Origin of the sequence: Nocardioides sp. GCM10028917 (assembly GCF_042666175.1) — a bacterium.
Classification (GTDB): domain Bacteria; phylum Actinomycetota; class Actinomycetes; order Propionibacteriales; family Nocardioidaceae; genus Nocardioides.
Genome location: NZ_JBHTFL010000007.1, coordinates 521,280 through 537,630, shown reverse-complemented (window position 1 = coordinate 537,630; position 16,351 = coordinate 521,280). Strand labels below are relative to the sequence as shown.

Genomic DNA, 16,351 nt, shown 5'->3' with positions numbered 1-16,351 from the left:
AGTGTTCCCCGATCAGGCCACGGGAACGGCGCGCAGCCAGCTGACGAGCGGGCGCAGGGCCTTCCAGTCGGCGCGCACCCGATCGACGAGACCGGCGTCGATCGCGTCTGCCTCGAAGCCGTACGACCGGCCGACGAAGAGCTGCTTGCGGCGCAGCAGGTGGATGCGCGGGTGGTCGGTGCCGTAGCCCCGCGGCGACGTCTTCAGCTGCTCGCCGCCGACCTCGAAGCCGTCCTTCTCGAGCCGCTTCAGCAGGCGGTCGAGGGCCGCGCCGGTCTTGTCGTCGGCCATCGCGTCGCGGATCGCAGCGAGGGTGGGTCCGTCCGCGTCGTAGAAGCCGGCGCCGACGCGCGTGCCGCGAGGCGAGATCTCGAAGTACCAGCCCGTGCGGGGACCGGCGGCGACGAATGCTCCCTGGTGGGTCTTGTAGGGCGTCTTGTCCTTGGCGAACCGGACGTCGCGGTAGGGCCGGAACACCTTGGCCGGTCCGAACTCCGGCTCGAGCGCGGCCATCAGCGCCTTCGTCGGCGCCTCGACCGACTCCTTCCAGACGTGCTTGTGGCTCTCCCAGAAGGACCTGGTGTTGTCCATCTCGAGGTCGTCGTAGAAGTCGAGCGCGGCGACGGGGAATCCGGTGAAGCTCACGTCAGGAGACGGTAGCCCAGACGTGCTGGTCGCCCTCCTCGCCGTACGACGCCAGCGTGAGGACGCCACCGCCGCAGGCCGGCTCGCCGAGGAAGGCGTTGCCCGTGGACGGGGACTCGTAGGCGACCTCGAGCGTGCGCTGCGGTGTCCAGCGCATCAGCCGAGCCGGCTCGTCGGGTCCCTGCGAGTCGCGGACGAAGAAGACCGAGTCCCCGCAGGGGACGGCGGTGCCGGTGGTGCCCGGTCCGAGGTCGAAGTACGTCCCGTCGGCGGAGGCGCGGAAGCGCGCCTCCTCCTGTCGGCGGGGCCTGGGCACCTCGGACCACACCGCGCCGTCGGCCGTGGCGGCGACGTCCCACGCCGTGCAGTCCTCCGGACCCTCGAGCGGTTGCGGCACGCCGCTGTCGTCGAGGACGTTGACCGTGCGGCACGCCACCGGACGGGCGTCGTCGAAGGTCATCATCCCGACCCCGTGCTCGCTCGCCGTGAGCCCGGAGAAGCCGCTGCGGTCGGGGGCGCACCAGCCGTCCTCGCCGTTGCTGTCGGCCAGGGCGGCGCTGGCCAGGCAGTACGCCCCGCCGTCGCCGTACGTCGGGAACCAGAGGTCGCCGGCGGCGAGGGCCCACGAGCCGCCGCTCGCCGCAGGGGGAGTGGCGACCTCGCCGGTCTCGCCGGTGGCGAGGTCGACGACCGCCACCTCGCTCGGCGCCGTCTCGGCCGTGTCCTGCCGGACGACGACCGCCCACTCCTCGCTCATCAGGACCTCGGAGATCCTCCGGCCGCGGCCGGCCACGACCGTCACGGCCTTCCCGTCGCGCGCGAGCTCGACCCGCGTGTCACCCGCGTCGCCGAGCGCCTCCCAGTCCGGCCCCTTGACGTAGCGGGTGCCGGGCTCGACCCCGGTGTCCTGCCAGTCCAGCGGCGCGGGTGCGGGCTCCACCTCGACCGGGTCGTCGACCGGGCCGCCGCTCGGCAGGCCGGCGGGCTCGTCGGTGCTGCTCGCGCCGTCCGTGTGGCCCGGGTCGTGGCTGGGGTCGTGGCTGGGGTCATGGCTCGAGTCGTCGCCCGGACCGGGCCGGTCGGTCCCGGCGCAGCCGGCGAGCGCGAGCAGCAGCGCCAGCGTGGCCGTCGTACGTCCGCGCACGTCAGACGCCGACGTTGTGCTGGAAGTGGGCGAGGTTGGCGCGGAACGAGCGGTAGGCGTTGCGCCACTGCACGCGGCCGATGGCCGGCTCGGAGGGGTCGAACTTCGACTGGTCCCACGGCTCGAAGTAGCCGAGCTGCGGGTTGCCGCCCGGATTCTGGTCGAAGCCGCGGCCGACCTGGAAGTGGCCGCTCGCGTCGTCGTCGAGGTAGGGGTAGTACTGCGTGAGCAGCGACGGGTGGAGGACGACGGGCGCCTGGTAGTCGTGGACGTGGCGCATCATCAGGCGGTACCACTGCTTGAAGCTGAAGTCGCTGATGTCGAGCACGACGTAGGGACCGGCGTGGGTGTCCGCGTCGTAGTCGGTCTTGTTGTTGACCACGCGCACCATGTCGGTGATCGCGGTGCCCGCCGTGCTCGTGCCGAGTCGGCGGGCCCAGTAGGACTGGTTCTTCCGCTTCTCCTGCGCGCCCCAGCCGATGGCCTGCATCGTCGCGGGGCCGCACCAGTAGGTCGTGTTCTGCGCCTGCGCCACCTTGCTGCTGAGGATCTTGGAGCGCTCCGGGTAGGACTCCCCGAATCCGCCGCGTGAGTCGATACCCACCGCGAGCTCGGGGTGGCGCGCGGCGAAGCCCTCGGGCAACGGCACGCCCTGGATCTCGTGGCGCAGCATCCAGACCTTGCCGACCGACCGGGCCGCCATCGTCAGCTCGGCGCGCTCCGCCTCCGTACGGGCGGTCGACGTACGCGACTGGGCGCGGGCCAGCAGCCCGTCGGCGTCCAGGTCGCCGGTGCGCTCGGCGTTGCGAGCCGTCGGGCGGGTCTCGAGACGTGCCGCGAGGGCTTCCTCCGACTGGTTGGTCCAGCCGAAGCCGAGGCAGTAGCGCTGGTCCTCGAAGGTGGCGCAGCGCACCGACGCCTGTGCGAGCGCCGTACGCCCCTCCGCGCGGTCGAGGGCAGCACCCTCGGCCAGCACGCGGTCGATCTCGGCGCGCATCGCGGGCGTGAGTCCGCCGTGGCCGACGGCGCCGGGAGCACGGGTCGTCTCGGCGGTCGGAGCGATCTCACCCCGGTCGTCCTTGCCGCCGTCGGGGAGGAGCGGAACGGCGCCGAGGGTCAGCGCGAGGGCCGCGGCCGCGATCGTCACGGGGTGGCGCCAGAGCGGGCGCGAGGCGTCCTCCTCGGCGATGCTGTGGGCGACCTTGCGGAGGGTCGGGCGGGGAAGTGCAGGCATGGGGAAGAACCTTCGATCCGAGACAGACGGACGGCTCACTGTCCTCTTTGGTCCCAGAAGTCGCAAGTTTCACTCCTGCCCCAACCAGGGGATGTGGGCAACGCGCGCGAGCCGCCGGAGCGGTGCGTGAGGAGGATTCGGCGGCCTGTAAAGCCGCCTGGCGCACCGCTCGAGCGCCGACACGCCTACGTCGTCCGTGGGAGCGGTGCGTGATGGGGATTCAGCGACCTTGAAAGCCGCCTGAGCCACCGCTCGTACGAGGGGTGGCCGAGGCGTGCGTGGAGGAAACGGTGGAGCGGATGACGAGATTCGAACTCGCGACATCGACGATGGGCAGAGCGTCGCGCTCGGCGCAACGGGGACAACGTGGAGCGGATGACGAGATTCGAACTCGCGACATCGACGATGGGCAGAGCGTCGCGCTCGGCGCAACGGGGACAACGTGGAGCGGATGACGAGATTCGAACTCGCGACATCGACCTTGGGAAGGTCGCGCTCTACCAGCTGAGCTACATCCGCAGCGCCGTCCGGGACGGCGGGCCAGATGCTACCGGACCGGCGGGCGAACGCTGGAGAGGGCGGGGTGCTTGGGCGACACGGTGTCGCCGGACGAGCGCCCGGTGAGCCGGCGGTGCACCCACGGCACGAGGAACTCGCGGGTCCACTGGGCGTTGGCAGCCCAGGTCTGGCGGCGCCCGAGGACGGGGAGCGGGCCGACGGTCACGGGGTCGAGGCCGTGCTCGACGCCGATGGCCTCGAGGACCGCGTGGGCGATGTGGGTGTGGCCGGAGCTGTTGAGGTGCATCCGGTCGGTGTCCATCACGCCGGCGATCTCGATGTCGCGCATCCGCCACATGTCGACGACGATCGCGCCGTGGCGGTCGGCGATCTCGCGGACCCACTCGTTGAAGATCGCCATCCGGCCGCGCATCGGGCCGTAGATCCCGCCGGCGCCGGGGTCGAAGATGGTGAACATGACGACCTCCGCGCCGGTCGCGCTGAGCCGCGCGATGGCGTCGTCGTACGTCCGGGCGAGGGCGTCGATGTCGACCCGCGGGCGGAGCACGTCGTTGCCGCCGCCGTGGATGGTGACCAGGTCGGGCTCGAGGGCGAGCGCCGCGTCGACCTGATCGGCGACGATGGCGCCGAGCTTGCGACCGCGGATGGCGAGGTTGGCGTAGCCGAAGTCGTCGGTCTGCTGCGCGAGCACCTCGGCGACGCGGTCGGCCCAGCCTCGCAGGCCGTTGGGTCGAGCAGGGTCGGGGTCGCCCACGCCCTCGGTGAAGGAGTCGCCCAGGGCGACGTAGCGGTGGAAGGTCACCGATCCATTGTGACGCCCTCGGTTTTCGTGACGGGACTCCGTCCCTCCTCAACCAGCGGGCACAAAAGATAGGGTCGGCCGCGTGCTGCTCTCTGATCGCGACATCGCTGCCGAGATCGACGCCGGCCGGATCGCCCTCGAGCCGTGGGACCCGCAGATGATGCAGCCCTCGAGCATCGACGTCCGGCTCGACCGCTACTTCCGCGTCTTCGAGAACCACCGCTACCCCCACATCGACCCGGCGGCCGACCAGTCCGAGCTGACCCGCGAGGTCGAGCCGGAGGGCGACGAGCCGTTCATCCTGCACCCGGGCGAGTTCGTGCTCGGGTCGACGTACGAGGTCGTCTCGCTGCCCGACGACGTCGCCGCTCGGGTGGAGGGGAAGTCGTCGCTGGGCCGGCTCGGCCTGCTCACCCACGCGACCGCAGGGTTCGTGGACCCGGGGTTCTCGGGCCACGTCACCCTCGAGCTGGCCAACGTCGCGACCCTGCCGATCAAGCTCTACCCCGGCATGAAGATCGGGCAGTTCTGTTTCTTCCGGCTCTCCTCGCCGAGCGAGCACCCCTACGGCTCCGAGAAGTACGGCTCGCGCTACCAGGGCCAGCGCGGGCCGACCCCGAGCCGGTCGTTCCAGGGGTTCCACCGCACCTCCATCTGAGGTGCGAGCGGTCCACATCGCGGATTACGGCACACCCGCGTTGTCTTAATCCGGACTCGTATGGTTAGGCTTTCCTAAGTTAGCCTTGCCTTACCGAGCACACGGAGTCCTGATGAAGCGAAGCCTCGCCGCCCCCGCCCTGACCAAGGTCGCCGCGGTCACCGTCCTGTTCGCAGCCCTCGCCGGCTGCAGCACCGGGTCCACCAGCGGCACGGAGGCGGCGGCCGAGCCGACGTCGACCACGTCCGTCGACCCCGACGCCTTCCCGGTCACCATCGAGCACGCGCTCGGCGAGACCACCATCGAGTCCGAGCCGACCCGGGTCGCCACCCTCGGCTGGACCGACCACGACCACGCCCTCGCGCTGGGTGTCGTCCCCGTCGGCGCCACCAAGATCACGTGGGGCGGCAACGACGGCGGCTCGACCGACTGGTTCGACGCGGCCGTCGAGGAGGCCGGCGCCGAGGCGCCCGTGCGCTACGACGACGCCGACGGCGCGCCGATCGACGAGGTCGCCGAGCTCGCGCCCGACCTGATCCTGGCCACCAACTCCGGCATCACCGAGGCGGAGTACGCCAAGCTCTCCAAGATCGCGCCGGTCGTCGCCTACCCCGAGGCGCCCTGGACCACGCCGTGGCAGACCTCGCTCGAGATGGTCGGCGAGGCGCTCGGTCGTACGGCGCTCGCCGAGGACGTCGCGGCCGACACCCAGGCCACGATCGACGAGGCCGCCGAGGCCAACCCGGAGCTCCAGGGCGCGGAGCTGATCTACGGCTACCTCGCCGCCACCGACCTCTCCACCGTCGGCATGTACGCCCCCGCGGACCCGCGGGTGTCGATCCTGCGCGACTTCGGCATGGTCGACGCTCCGGCGGTCGCCGACGCCATCGAGCCGGGCGAGTTCTACGGCACCGTCTCCGCCGAGCGGTCGCCCGACCTCGACTCCGACGTGTTCCTGACCTGGGTCGACTCGCCCGACAGCGTCGAGACGATCGAGAACGACAAGCTGCTCGGCCAGATCCCCGCGATCGCCGAGGGCCACTGGTACGCCGAGACCGACAAGCAGAACGCGATGGCGTCCACCAACCCCACGCCTCTCTCCATCCCGGTCATCGTGAGCGACTTCCTGCCTCGCGTGGTCGAGGCCATCGAGGGCTGATGACAGCCCTCGTCCCGACGCGGGACGACGTCACCAGGGCTCCGGGGGGAGGCCAAGGACGTCGTCCCGCCCTGCCGGTCAGCGTCGCGATCTCGGTCGTGGCGCTGGCCGGTGCCGGCGCGCTGTCGCTGCTGGTGGGGGCGCGAGCGGTTCCGCTCGCCTCCGTCTGGGACGCCGCGCATCCCATGCACGCGGTGGTCGAGGCCCGCCTCGACCGCACCCTCCTCGGCCTCGCCGTCGGTGCCGCTCTCGGGCTGGCCGGGGCGCTCATCCAGGGCCTGACCCGCAACCCGCTGGCCGATCCCGGCATCCTCGGCGTCAACGCCGGCGCCACATTCGCGATGGTCGTCGGGATGACGGCCTTCGGGTTCTCCGGGATGGGTCAGTTCCTGCCGCTGGCCTTCGTCGGTGCCGCCATCGCCGCGGTGGCCGTCCACGGCATCGCGTCGCTGGGTCGTGACGGCGCGACCCCGATGAAGCTCGCGATCACCGGCGCGGCGCTCAGCGCCGGCCTCGCCAGCTGGACGACCGGCCTGCTCCTGGCCGACCGCAAGACGATGGAGAGCTTCCGCTTCTGGCAGGTCGGCACCGTCGCCGGGCGGGGCACCGACGTCCTCCTCGCCGGCCTCCCGTTCCTGCTCCTCGGCGCAGCGCTGGCGCTCGCGGGCGCGCGCCTGCTCAACACCCTCGCCCTCGGCGACGACCTGGCCCGTGGCCTGGGCCGCCGGACCACCCGCGACCGCCTCGTGATCGCGCTCGCCATCGTGCTGCTCGCCGGCACGGCGACCGCGCTGGCCGGGCCGATCGCCTTCGTCGGCCTCGTCGTGCCCCACGTCGTACGCGCCCTCGTCGGCCCCGACCACCGCCGGCTGCTGCCGTTCTCCATGCTCGGCGGCGCCGTTCTCGTCGTCGTCGCCGACACGGTGGGACGCGTCGTGCTGCCGCCGTCGGAGGTGCAGGTCGGCATCATGGCCGCCGTCGTCGGCGTCCCCGTCTTCCTCGCCCTGATCCGCCGCACCGGGAGGGCGTTTTGACCGTGACCCTCGGCCGCCCCCTCACCACCGAGCCGCCCACGCCTGCCACGACGGACGCCCTGGAGGTCGTACGACGTGCGCGCCGCGCACCGGTGCGCCACCACCGGCGCCTCCTCGCGGGCCTCGTGGTGGTGCTGGTCGGTGCGTTCGCCGCCCGCGTGCTGCTGGGCGACTTCACCGTCACGGTCCCCGACTTCGTGCGGATCCTCGGCGGGGAGCAGATCCCCGGCGCCACCTACATCGTGATGGAGTCCAAGCTCCCGCGGGCCGTGCTGGCGGTTCTGGTCGGTGCGGCCTTCGGCGTGGGCGGCGCCATCTTCCAGACCACGCTGCGCAACCCGCTCGCGAGCCCCGACATCGTCGGCGTCAGCCTCGGTGCGAGCGCTGCCGCCATCACCGTGATCGCCCTGGCCGGCTGGTCGGGCTGGCCGGTCTCCGCCGCCGCCATCGTCGGTGCCCTCGTCGTGGCGCTGGCCGTGCGCGCCGTCGCCGGCGACCACGGCGGCTTCCGGCTCGTGCTGGCCGGCATCGGCCTCGCCGCCGCCATGCAGTCGGTCATCCAGTACGTCTTCACCCGCGTCGACGAGTACGACGTCCAGCTGGTGCTGCGCTGGCTGACCGGCAGCGTCAACGGTGTCGCGTGGCAGGCGATCGGGCTGCTCACGCTCGCCTTGGCCGTCCTGCTGCCCGCCACCGCGTGGGTGGCCCGCTCGCTGCGCGCCACCGAGCTCGGCGACGACACCGCAGCCGGCCTCGGCGTCGGGCGCGGCCGCACGGACCTGCTCATGCTCCTCGGCGTGCTGCTCATCGCGGTCGCCGTCGCCGCGGCGGGTCCCGTCGCGTTCGTCGCCTTCCTGTCCGGACCGATCGCCCGCGCCCTCAACCGGGGCCGTACGACGCTCCCGGCGGCGGCCCTCGTCGGAGCGGTGATCGTGCTGGCGGGCGACTACGCCGGCGCCTACGCCTTCGCCGACCTCAACCTGCCCGTGGGCGTCGTCACCGGCGCCTTCGGTGCGCCGTTCCTGCTCTGGCTGCTCGCCCGCGGCCCCCTCAGAGGACACCGTGGAAGGAGGGCGGCATGACCACCGCCACGCCCACCCAGCCCGCCCGGCTGGAGGCCAGCAGCCTCACGCTCGGCTACACCGACACCGCCGTGGTGCGCGACCTGGACCTGCAGGTCCCGCACGGCCGCATCACCGTCATCGTCGGCGCCAACGCCTGCGGCAAGTCCACGCTGCTGCGCGGGCTCGCCCGCCTGCTCCGACCGCGATCGGGCTCGGTCCTGCTCGACGGTGAGGCGATCCACCGGCTCCCGACCAAGCAGGTCGCCCGCACGCTGGGCCTGCTGCCGCAGAACCCTGTCGCGCCGGAGGGCGTGACCGTCGCCGACCTGGTCGGTCGCGGTCGCCACCCGCACCACGGACCCTTCGGCCGCTGGACCAGCGCCGACGACGAGGCGGTCGCCGAGGCGCTCGCCCTCACCGACACCCTCGGGCTCGCCGACCGCGTCGTCGACGAGCTCTCCGGTGGCCAGCGCCAGCGCGTCTGGATCGCGATGGCGCTCGCGCAGGGCACCGAGCTGCTTCTGCTCGACGAGCCCACGACCTACCTCGACGTCGCGCACCAGGTCGAGATGCTCGACCTCCTCGCGGAGCTCAACGCCCGGCGCGGCACCACGATCGTGATGGTGCTCCACGACCTCAACCTCTCCGCCCGCTACGCCGACCACCTCGTCGCCCTGCACACCGGGCGGATCGTCGCCGAGGGCAGTCCCCGCGAGGTCGTCACCGAGGAGGTCGTGCGGACGGTGTTCGGCCTCGACAACCGCGTGATCGACGACCCGGTCTCGCACACGCCCCTCGTCGTACCCGTCGGCCGCCACCAGCCGCGCCGCCCCGACCCGTCCCGTCCTGCCACCTCCGCCACTTCCTCGAGCCAGGAGCTCCGATGACCGTGACCGCCAACCCGAACCAGGCCGCCCTGCCCATGCTCTTCACCGAGGTCGAGGTCGTCGCGGTCGAGCGGCTCTCGCCGACGTTCGTGCGCGTGGAGCTCGGCAGCCCCGACCTCGCCGACTTCGGCGTCGACGGTCCCCGCTGGGACCAGCGCATCAAGCTCATCCTCCCCGACCCCGAGACGGGTGGCATCACCTCCACCGAGGGCGCCGACGCCACCTGGTTCTCGACCTGGCTCGAGCGTCCGGCGGCCGAGCGCGGCCACATGCGCACCTACACGATCCGCGACGTCCGCGGGTCCGGGGCCGCGACGATCTTCGTCGTCGACATGGTCCTCCACCCCGAGGGCGAGCTCGTCGGCCCCGGCTCGCTCTGGGCGTCCACCGCCAGCGTCGGTGACCGCATCGCGTTGCTCGCGCCACGGCGGGGGTACCCCTACGGCGGCATCGAGTTCACGCCCGGCCCGGGCGCCGACCTGCTCCTCGTGGGCGACGAGACCGCCGTGCCCGCCATCTGCACCGTGCTCGAGCAGCTGCCCGACGACGCGCGGGGGACGGCGTTCCTCGAGGTCCCCGTCGCTGCCGACGTCCAGGACGTACGCCGTCCGGCGGGCGTCGAGGTCGTGTGGCTGGCCCGCGAGGGCGACGAGCTCGGTCTCGGCCTGCACGATGCCGTGGTGACCCACCTCGGCATCCCCGGCGCACAGGTCGAGGTCGCGCCCGACGAGGTCGATCCCGACCTGTGGGAGACGCCGTTCTACTCCTCCTCGGGGGAGGAGGTCGCCGGCGACGTGACGGGCGTCGGCGGGACCTACGCGTGGATCGCCGGTGAGTCGAAGGTCGTCACGGGCCTGCGCCGGCACCTGGTCACGGAGCTCGGGTTCGACCGCAGCCAGGTCGCCTTCATGGGCTACTGGCGACGCGGCGTCGCGATGAAGTCCTGACTGCGGCGCCGTCAGCGGCGCTTGGTGCGGGGCGCGCGGGGGGAGTAGCCCACGCGCTCGGCGATGCGGTGTCGTGCGATGAGCTCGATCTCGGTGAGTGAGTCATGCATGGCCGTGCTCCTTTCGGGTCTCGGTGGTCGAGGAGCTGTCCGTCAGCTCTCGTGGAGGGTGACGTCGCCCGAGGCGGTGGTGGCACGCACCTCGAGGTACGGCTGGTCGGGCGCGGGCTCGCCCGTGCTCGGCAGGGTGGAGGTGAGGCGGCCGCTCGCGGTCCGGACGTCGGTCCACACCGGCGTACCCGACACGACGCCGATGCGCACGTCGCCGCTCGCGGTCTTGGCGGTGACCCGGCCCGAGGCGACCTCGGTGACGACCAGGTCGCCCGAGCCGGTGGTGAACACCGCCTCGCCGCCCATCGACAGGACGTGGGCGTCGCCCGAGCCGGTCTTGACGGCGAGCTCGTCGCGCGCGGACTCGACGCGGACGTCGCCGCTGCCGGTCGTCACGACCAGCGCGGACTCGGCACGACGTACGACGACGTCGCCGGAGCCCGACTTGAGGCGCGCGTCGCCGAGGAGGTGCGCGGCGACCAGGTCGCCGGAGCCGGTCTGGACGAGGGTGTCGCCGTCGACCACGTCGAGGGACACGTCGCCGGACCCGCTGTCGATGCGCGTGTCGCCGAACCGGCCGTGGGCCGCCACGTCGCTGCTGCCGACCTTGGCCTGCAGCCCGCTGGCGACCGGGACCTCGACGACGATCTCGGCGCGTGGGTCCTTGCCAAGGAAGCCGCCGCTGCGGTGCGGGGCGATGATCGCGATGCGGTCGCCGAGGTCGCGCACGTCGAACTCCTCGGCGCGCTCCCCGGTGATGCGGACGGTGGTCTCGATGGTGTCGGTGGCGGTCACGTCGACGCTCCCGCGACCGTTCTCGACGTAGAGGCCGATCGGCTCCGGGGTGTCGAAGGTGAGGTCCAGCTGGTTGCTCATCGGGTCTCCTGAGGGTGTGCTCGTCCAGCGGGCCGGCGGTGCCGGTCCGTGAAGCGATAGGTGGTGGGGCGCGGAGGCCCCGGGAGGTCAGGTCGTGGTGGTCAGAGCCAGCCGCTCATCCGGCGGTTGCCCTGTCCCTGCCTGCGGCTGCCCGCGAACGGGTCGTAGCCGACGAAGGGGACGCTGCTGAGGTCGATGTCGACATTGATGGAGTGGTCGTTGGTGGCGCTGCGCACCACGTTGACCATCCAGGTGTTGAGGCTCTGCCCGGCGGCGGCCGCCTTCTCCTCGGCCCGGGCCTTGACGGCCTCGGGGATGCGGAGGGTGATGCGGGCCAGGTCGCCGGCCTCCTCGTCCAGCGGCGCCGGGGGTGCCGGCGGCGGGGGCGGCTCGGGCATCGCGGCCGGGGGAGCGATCTCGACGACGAAGTCGAGCTCGCGGCCCACCAATCGGACGTCGACGCTCCCGTCCGGGAGCTCGGCGGTGATCTCGGCCGCGGCGTGGGAGATGGCCTCCATCAGCGCGAGGCGGGCGCTCGGGTCCAAGGCGTACGCCAGGCGCTCGGCGGCCTGCTTGAGCTCGTCGCTGCCCGCCTCGGACGCGGCCACGAGGTCGCGTCGCAGGCTGTCGACGTAGGGGGTGATGTCCATGCGCACCACTCTGACATCACAGTGATGTCATGTCAATGCCTACGTGATGTCATTTGCTGTCGTCGTGACGTCACCAGCTCAGGAAGTGCCTGACAACCCTGTCGGCCAGGGCTGCGTCAGAGGTCAAAGAGTGAGCCGGAACCGCTGATGTCGACATCCGTGCGGGGCGTGTGAGCCGCGCCGTCGGAGGCGGGCCTGCGCTCCTCCTCCGTCGGGGCAGGTACGTCGTCTGCGTCCCGCGCTTCTTCGGCTGCGGGCTCGCTGTCCGTGTCGTCCGCGTCGAGCACGGTCGCCGGGTCCTCCGTCGGCGCTGGCTCGGCCTGCTCGGACTCGGCCTCAGCTGGCGCCGTTGCGTCGTCGGCGTCGCGGAAGAGGGCCGCTTGGCTCAGGTCCGACCCGGTCGGTGGTGCGGACGGGGACTCAGCCTGCGGCTCGGGCTCGGACGTCGCCTCGGCGGGCGTGCTCGACGTTGAGTCGCTGGGAGACTCAACGTCCACGGTGGCATCGGCATCGGCATCGGCATCGGTCTCGGCCGGGGCGTCGGCAGGTGCGGGCGAGTCTGCTGGCTGGGTCGCGGGCGCCTCCAGGTCGAACAGCGACCCCAGGCTCGACAGGTCGACGTCCGTCGCGAGCGTGGACGTCGTACCGCTCGCCGGCGCCGACGCGCCAGCGGGCGGCTCCACCTCGGATGTCGGCTCGGGCGTCGGTTCGGCGGCCGGCTCGACGGCGGCCTCGGCCTGCTCGCTGGCCTCTGAGTCTCCAGGAGACTCAACGGCCACTGCGGCCTCGGGTTCTGCGGCTGCAGGCTCGGTGGCAGCCGGCTCGGGGGCCGGGAGGTCGAAGAGCGACCCGCTGCCGAGGTCGGCCTGGGGGGCGGGTGCAGCAGGGGCACTGGGCGTTGAGTCGCTGGGAGACTCAACGTCCACTGCGGGCTCAGGCTCCTTCTCCGCCGGTGCCGACGCGGCGGGCTCGGCCGCCGCTGGCGCGGCAGCGACCGGCTCGGGAGCCGCGATGTCGAAGAGCGACCCTCCGCTGCCCAGGTCCGCGGTCGGCGCGGGAGCGGGCTTCTCCTCGGTGGCGGCGGGTTGGTCCGTGGCTGCCGGCGGGGCCGCGGCGGATGCCTCGTCCTTGGGTGCCTCGGGCTCGGGCGCGGGGGTGTCGAAGAGCGACCCGCCGGAGAACGCCTCGGCCGGCTTGGCCGCGGGTGCCTCGGCGGTAGTGGCTGCCGGCGCCTCCGCGGGCGCGGGGGTGTCGAACAGCGACCCGCCGGAGAACGCCTCGGCCGGCTTGGCCGCGGGTGCCTCGGCGGTCGTGGCTGCCTGCGCCTCCGCGGGTGCGGGCGCAGGGGTGTCGAACAGCGATCCGGAGGACGCCGGCTCGGCGGCAGGCGCGGACTCCTCCGGGGCCGGGGTGTCGAAGAGCGACGAGCCCCCGGACGCCTTGGCGGCCGGACCGACGTCGGCGGTCTCGGTGACGGTGTCCTCAGTGACGGTGACGTCACCGGCCTCCGGCTCGTCCTTGGTCGCCACGTCGGTGGCGGTCGCAGCGGCACCAGCACCAGCAGAAGCAGAGGCAGCTGCCGGGGCAGCGGCAGGCGCCGAGCTCGGGGCGGCCTTGGTCGCCTGCTCGCCCTTGACCGACGCGAGCAGCATCTGCGCGACGTCGAGGACCTCGACCTCCTCGCGGGCCTCGCCGGACGCCTGCTGCGAGGTCAGTCCGTCGGCGAGCATCACCCGGCAGAACGGGCAGCCGACGGCGATCTGGTCGGCGCCGGTGCCGACGGCCTCCCTGGTGCGGTTCATGTTGATCCGCTCGCCGAGGTTCTCCTCCATCCACATACGCGCGCCACCGGCGCCGCAGCAGAACGAGCGCTCGGAGTTGCGCTCCATCTCGACGTACTCGGCGCCCGGCAGCACCTGGAGCAGCTCACGCGGCGGCGAGTACACCTGGTTGTGGCGGCCGAGGTAGCACGGGTCGTGGTAGGTGATCGAGCGCTTCGCGGCGCCGGCGCCGTCCTGGACCGGCGTCAGCCTGCCGTCGCGCACGAGGCGGTTGAGCAGCTGTGTGTGGTGCACGACCTCGAGCTCGATGCCGAAGTCCTTGTACTCGTTCTTGAGCGTGTTGAAGCAGTGGGCGCAGGTCGAGACGACCTTCTTGACCTTGTACTCCTTGAACGTCTCGACGTTCTGCTGGGCAAGGCCCTGGAAGACGAACTCGTTGCCGGCGCGACGTGCCGGGTCGCCGGTGCAGGTCTCGCCGTTGCCGAGCACGCCGAAGGAGATCCCGGCCATGTCGAGCAGCTCGGCGACCGCCCGCGTCGTCTTCTTGGCGCGGTCCTCGTACGCTCCCGCGCAGCCGACCCAGAACAGCCAATCGACCGACTCGAGGGACTCGAGGTCCTCGCCGACGACAGGGACGTCGAACTCCAGGCCCTTGGCCCAGTCCATCCGCGCGGTGGCGGACATGTTCCACGGGTTGCCCTTGTTCTCGAGGCCCTTGAACAGCTGGTTGAGCTCGGCCGGGAAGTTGGACTCGACGAGCAGCTGGTAGCGCCGCATGTCCATGATGTGGTCGACGTGCTCGATGTCGACGGGGCACTGCTGGACGCAGGCGCCGCACGAGGTGCAGCTCCACAGCACGTCCTCGTCGATGACGAAGTCGCCGTCGGCGGGGTTGTAGAAGTAGTCGAGCACGTCGGTGCCCGCACCCGCGCTCTCGCCCTTGGAGCCGACCCCCACCAGCTCGCGCTCGGCATGGGCCTCGTGGTCCGCGTGCTTGGCGTCGTGCTTGGCGTACGCGTGGTCGCGGAGGCTGGTGATCAGGAGCTTGGGGGAGAGCGGCTTCTCGGTGTTCCAGGCGGGGCACTGCGACTGGCAGCGACCGCACTCGGTGCAGGTGGTGAAGTCGAGGATGCCCTTCCAGGCGAAGTCCTCGACCTTGCCGACGCCGAGGACGGAGTCCTCGTCGAGGTCGTCGATGTCGTCGAGGGTGATCGCCTTGCCCTCGGAGGTGAGCGGCTTCATCGCGCCCAGCGCGGTGGTGCCGTCCGCCTCGCGCTTGAACCAGATGTTGAACCAGGTGGTGAAGCGGTGCCACGCGATGCCCATGGTGAGGTTGCGGGCGATCACCATCAGCCAGATCATCGCCAGCGCGATCTTGAACGCGGCGATGGCGTAGATGAGGTTCTCCAGCGACGACGGCTCGACCGGGTAGATCGCGTCGCCGATCCACGACGAGATCGGGTAGTGGGACCGGCCGGCCCCCTCGTCGAGCTTCCACTCGGCCGCGCGCACGAAGAGGATCGCCGAGCCCTCGAGCAGCGCCAGCGCCTCTACGAAGTAGGCCTGCCAGAAGGTCGAGCCGAAGAAGCGGCTGCGTCGGCCCTCGGAGCGTGGGTGGTGCTTCTGCCGGTAGACGATCAGGAAGACGATGCCCACCGTGCTGAGCAGGCCGATCAGCTCGCTGAACCACTCGTAGGGGTACCAGTGGCCGATGATCGGCCAGGCGAAGTCGGGCTTGAAGAGCTGGAAGTACGCCGCCAGGACCGCGGTGCTGAGGAACAGGAACGCTGCGTAGACGAACCAGTGCATGATGCCGACCCAGTGCCACTGCAGCATCCGGGTGTGGAGGAACGTCTCCTTGAGCATCGTGACCGTGCGACCGGTCGGGTTGTCGCTGCGGCCGGGTGCCGGCTGGCCGCTGCGGATGACGCCCAGCATGCGCCGTACGGCCGGGACCAGCATGGCCACCGCGGCGACGGTCAGTGCGAACGAGATGACGATCGCGAAGATCTGCATGAAGGGCTGCTCCTCGGTAGGGGCGTACAGAGCCGCAGCCTAGATCCGCCGAACATGCCGACGGCAGGGCCCTGCGTAGTGAGAAGAATCCTACCCGCAGGTAACTTGCCGTCGTCCGGGGGCGGCTCTCAGTTCACGATCGCGACGTTCTCGACCTCGATCTCACGCGCGTCCTCGCGGTAGGTCGCGACCTTGCTCCTCACCTGGTCGAGGGCCTCGGTCAGCCGCTGGACACCGTCGCGGAGCCGCTGCTGGTGCTCGAGGTGGGCCGCGTGCGACTCGCTCGACCGGTCCCAGCCCGGCGTGAGGGACTCGACCTGCTCGAGGAGCTCGCCGATCTGGGTGGTGATCGCCGTCGTGGCGTCGGCGAGCGCTGTCTCCAGCGCAGAGAGGGAGCCTTGGTGGACGATCAGGCCACGTGCGCTCATCGGGGGCCACCGCCGAGGCGGTCGGCCAGCTGCCCGGCCCGGTCGGCCTGGGAGACGTCGTTGGTCGCGTGCTCCTGCGCGACGTACATCAGGTTCTGCGAGTAGCCCTCGAGGACCGGGCCCAAGGTGATCGCCACGTCGAACCACGCGTTGACCGCCTCGCCGAAGCCGGCGGCTGCCTGGCCGCTGAAGCCCTTGCCGGCCTCGGTCTCGATGGTGGCGCCGAGGTCCTGCAGGGTCTTCTGCAACGGCTCCACCGCGTCGGCCACGGCCTGGGCCGCTGCCTGCATCTCGGAGTAGACAAGTCCGACGGCCACGGCCGCCCCCTCTCGCTGGGATCGATGAGCACCTTCCTACCCCGTGCGCCGCCGGCTCACACACCTCGGAACAAGAACGG

The 16,351-nt window shown here is 71.8% G+C and carries 15 protein-coding genes and 1 tRNA gene; 6 read left to right on the top strand and 10 right to left on the bottom strand.

The features are described 5' to 3' along the window. Positions 1-12: 12 nt before the first annotated feature. The 5 genes from ACFQW6_RS12015 to ACFQW6_RS11995 all read right to left on the bottom strand — a co-directional run bounded on the left by ACFQW6_RS12015 (position 13) and on the right by ACFQW6_RS11995 (position 4,344). A complete protein-coding gene (locus ACFQW6_RS12015; protein ID WP_378545100.1) occupies positions 13-645 on the bottom strand; it encodes a DUF2461 domain-containing protein in 633 nt (210 codons plus the stop codon). Position 646: 1 nt separating this feature from the next. Then, positions 647-1,789, bottom strand: a complete 1,143-nt coding sequence (locus ACFQW6_RS12010; RefSeq protein WP_378545097.1) for a hypothetical protein — start codon at positions 1,787-1,789, stop codon at positions 647-649. A 1-nt stretch (position 1,790) separates the two neighbouring features. Further along, a complete protein-coding gene (locus tag ACFQW6_RS12005; protein WP_378545094.1) occupies positions 1,791-3,023 on the bottom strand; it encodes a hypothetical protein in 1,233 nt (410 codons plus the stop codon). A gap of 443 nt (positions 3,024-3,466) precedes the next feature. After that, positions 3,467-3,542 (bottom strand) — tRNA-Gly (locus ACFQW6_RS12000). Between the two features lie 28 nt (positions 3,543-3,570). Continuing rightward, positions 3,571-4,344 carry an SGNH/GDSL hydrolase family protein gene (locus tag ACFQW6_RS11995; RefSeq protein ID WP_378545092.1) on the bottom strand — a complete coding sequence of 258 codons (774 nt, stop codon included), beginning with the start codon at positions 4,342-4,344 and terminating at the stop codon, positions 3,571-3,573. Positions 4,345-4,426: 82 nt separating this feature from the next. On the opposite strand from ACFQW6_RS11995, the gene dcd reads away from it, so the two are divergent. The 6 genes from dcd (at position 4,427) to ACFQW6_RS11965 (ending at position 10,093) form a co-directional block, all read left to right on the top strand. After that, the gene (gene dcd / locus ACFQW6_RS11990) at positions 4,427-5,002 is read left to right on the top strand and encodes a dCTP deaminase (protein WP_191193528.1); all 576 of its coding nucleotides are present in this window, start codon (positions 4,427-4,429) and stop codon (positions 5,000-5,002) included. Positions 5,003-5,114: 112 nt separating this feature from the next. Beyond that, positions 5,115-6,161: an iron-siderophore ABC transporter substrate-binding protein gene (locus ACFQW6_RS11985; RefSeq protein WP_378545088.1), complete on the top strand. Its 1,047-nt coding sequence runs from the start codon at positions 5,115-5,117 to the stop codon at positions 6,159-6,161. Further along, positions 6,161-7,195 (top strand): FecCD family ABC transporter permease, encoded by a 1,035-nt coding sequence (locus ACFQW6_RS11980; protein ID WP_378545085.1) that lies wholly within the window; start codon positions 6,161-6,163, stop codon positions 7,193-7,195. The genes ACFQW6_RS11985 and ACFQW6_RS11980 overlap by 1 nt, the downstream gene beginning before the upstream one ends. A 2-nt stretch (positions 7,196-7,197) precedes the next feature. Continuing rightward, positions 7,198-8,277, top strand: coding sequence for a FecCD family ABC transporter permease (locus tag ACFQW6_RS11975; protein ID WP_378545082.1), 1,080 nt, complete (start codon positions 7,198-7,200; stop codon positions 8,275-8,277). Then, positions 8,274-9,146 carry an ABC transporter ATP-binding protein gene (locus tag ACFQW6_RS11970; protein ID WP_378545079.1) on the top strand — a complete coding sequence of 291 codons (873 nt, stop codon included), beginning with the start codon at positions 8,274-8,276 and terminating at the stop codon, positions 9,144-9,146. The genes ACFQW6_RS11975 and ACFQW6_RS11970 overlap by 4 nt, the downstream gene beginning before the upstream one ends. Then, positions 9,143-10,093 carry a siderophore-interacting protein gene (locus ACFQW6_RS11965; protein ID WP_378545076.1) on the top strand — a complete coding sequence of 317 codons (951 nt, stop codon included), beginning with the start codon at positions 9,143-9,145 and terminating at the stop codon, positions 10,091-10,093. Before ACFQW6_RS11970 ends, ACFQW6_RS11965 begins: the two co-directional genes overlap by 4 nt. A 152-nt stretch (positions 10,094-10,245) precedes the next feature. On the opposite strand, the gene ACFQW6_RS11960 is transcribed toward ACFQW6_RS11965, so the two are convergent. The 5 genes from ACFQW6_RS11960 to ACFQW6_RS11940 form a co-directional block, all read right to left on the bottom strand. Beyond that, the gene (locus ACFQW6_RS11960; protein WP_378545073.1) at positions 10,246-11,079 is read right to left on the bottom strand and encodes a DUF4097 domain-containing protein; all 834 of its coding nucleotides are present in this window, start codon (positions 11,077-11,079) and stop codon (positions 10,246-10,248) included. Positions 11,080-11,180: 101 nt separating this feature from the next. Beyond that, complete coding sequence (locus tag ACFQW6_RS11955) at positions 11,181-11,729, bottom strand: toxin-antitoxin system HicB family antitoxin (RefSeq protein WP_378545070.1); 549 nt, start codon at positions 11,727-11,729, stop codon at positions 11,181-11,183. Positions 11,730-11,845: 116 nt separating this feature from the next. Beyond that, positions 11,846-15,526, bottom strand: coding sequence for a heterodisulfide reductase-related iron-sulfur binding cluster (locus tag ACFQW6_RS11950; protein WP_378545067.1), 3,681 nt, complete (start codon positions 15,524-15,526; stop codon positions 11,846-11,848). 128 nt (positions 15,527-15,654) lie between these two features. Further along, positions 15,655-15,954, bottom strand: coding sequence for a hypothetical protein (locus ACFQW6_RS11945; protein WP_378545064.1), 300 nt, complete (start codon positions 15,952-15,954; stop codon positions 15,655-15,657). After that, complete coding sequence (locus tag ACFQW6_RS11940; protein WP_378545061.1) at positions 15,951-16,271, bottom strand: WXG100 family type VII secretion target; 321 nt, start codon at positions 16,269-16,271, stop codon at positions 15,951-15,953. Before ACFQW6_RS11940 ends, ACFQW6_RS11945 begins: the two co-directional genes overlap by 4 nt. Between the last annotated feature and the right edge of the window lie 80 nt (positions 16,272-16,351).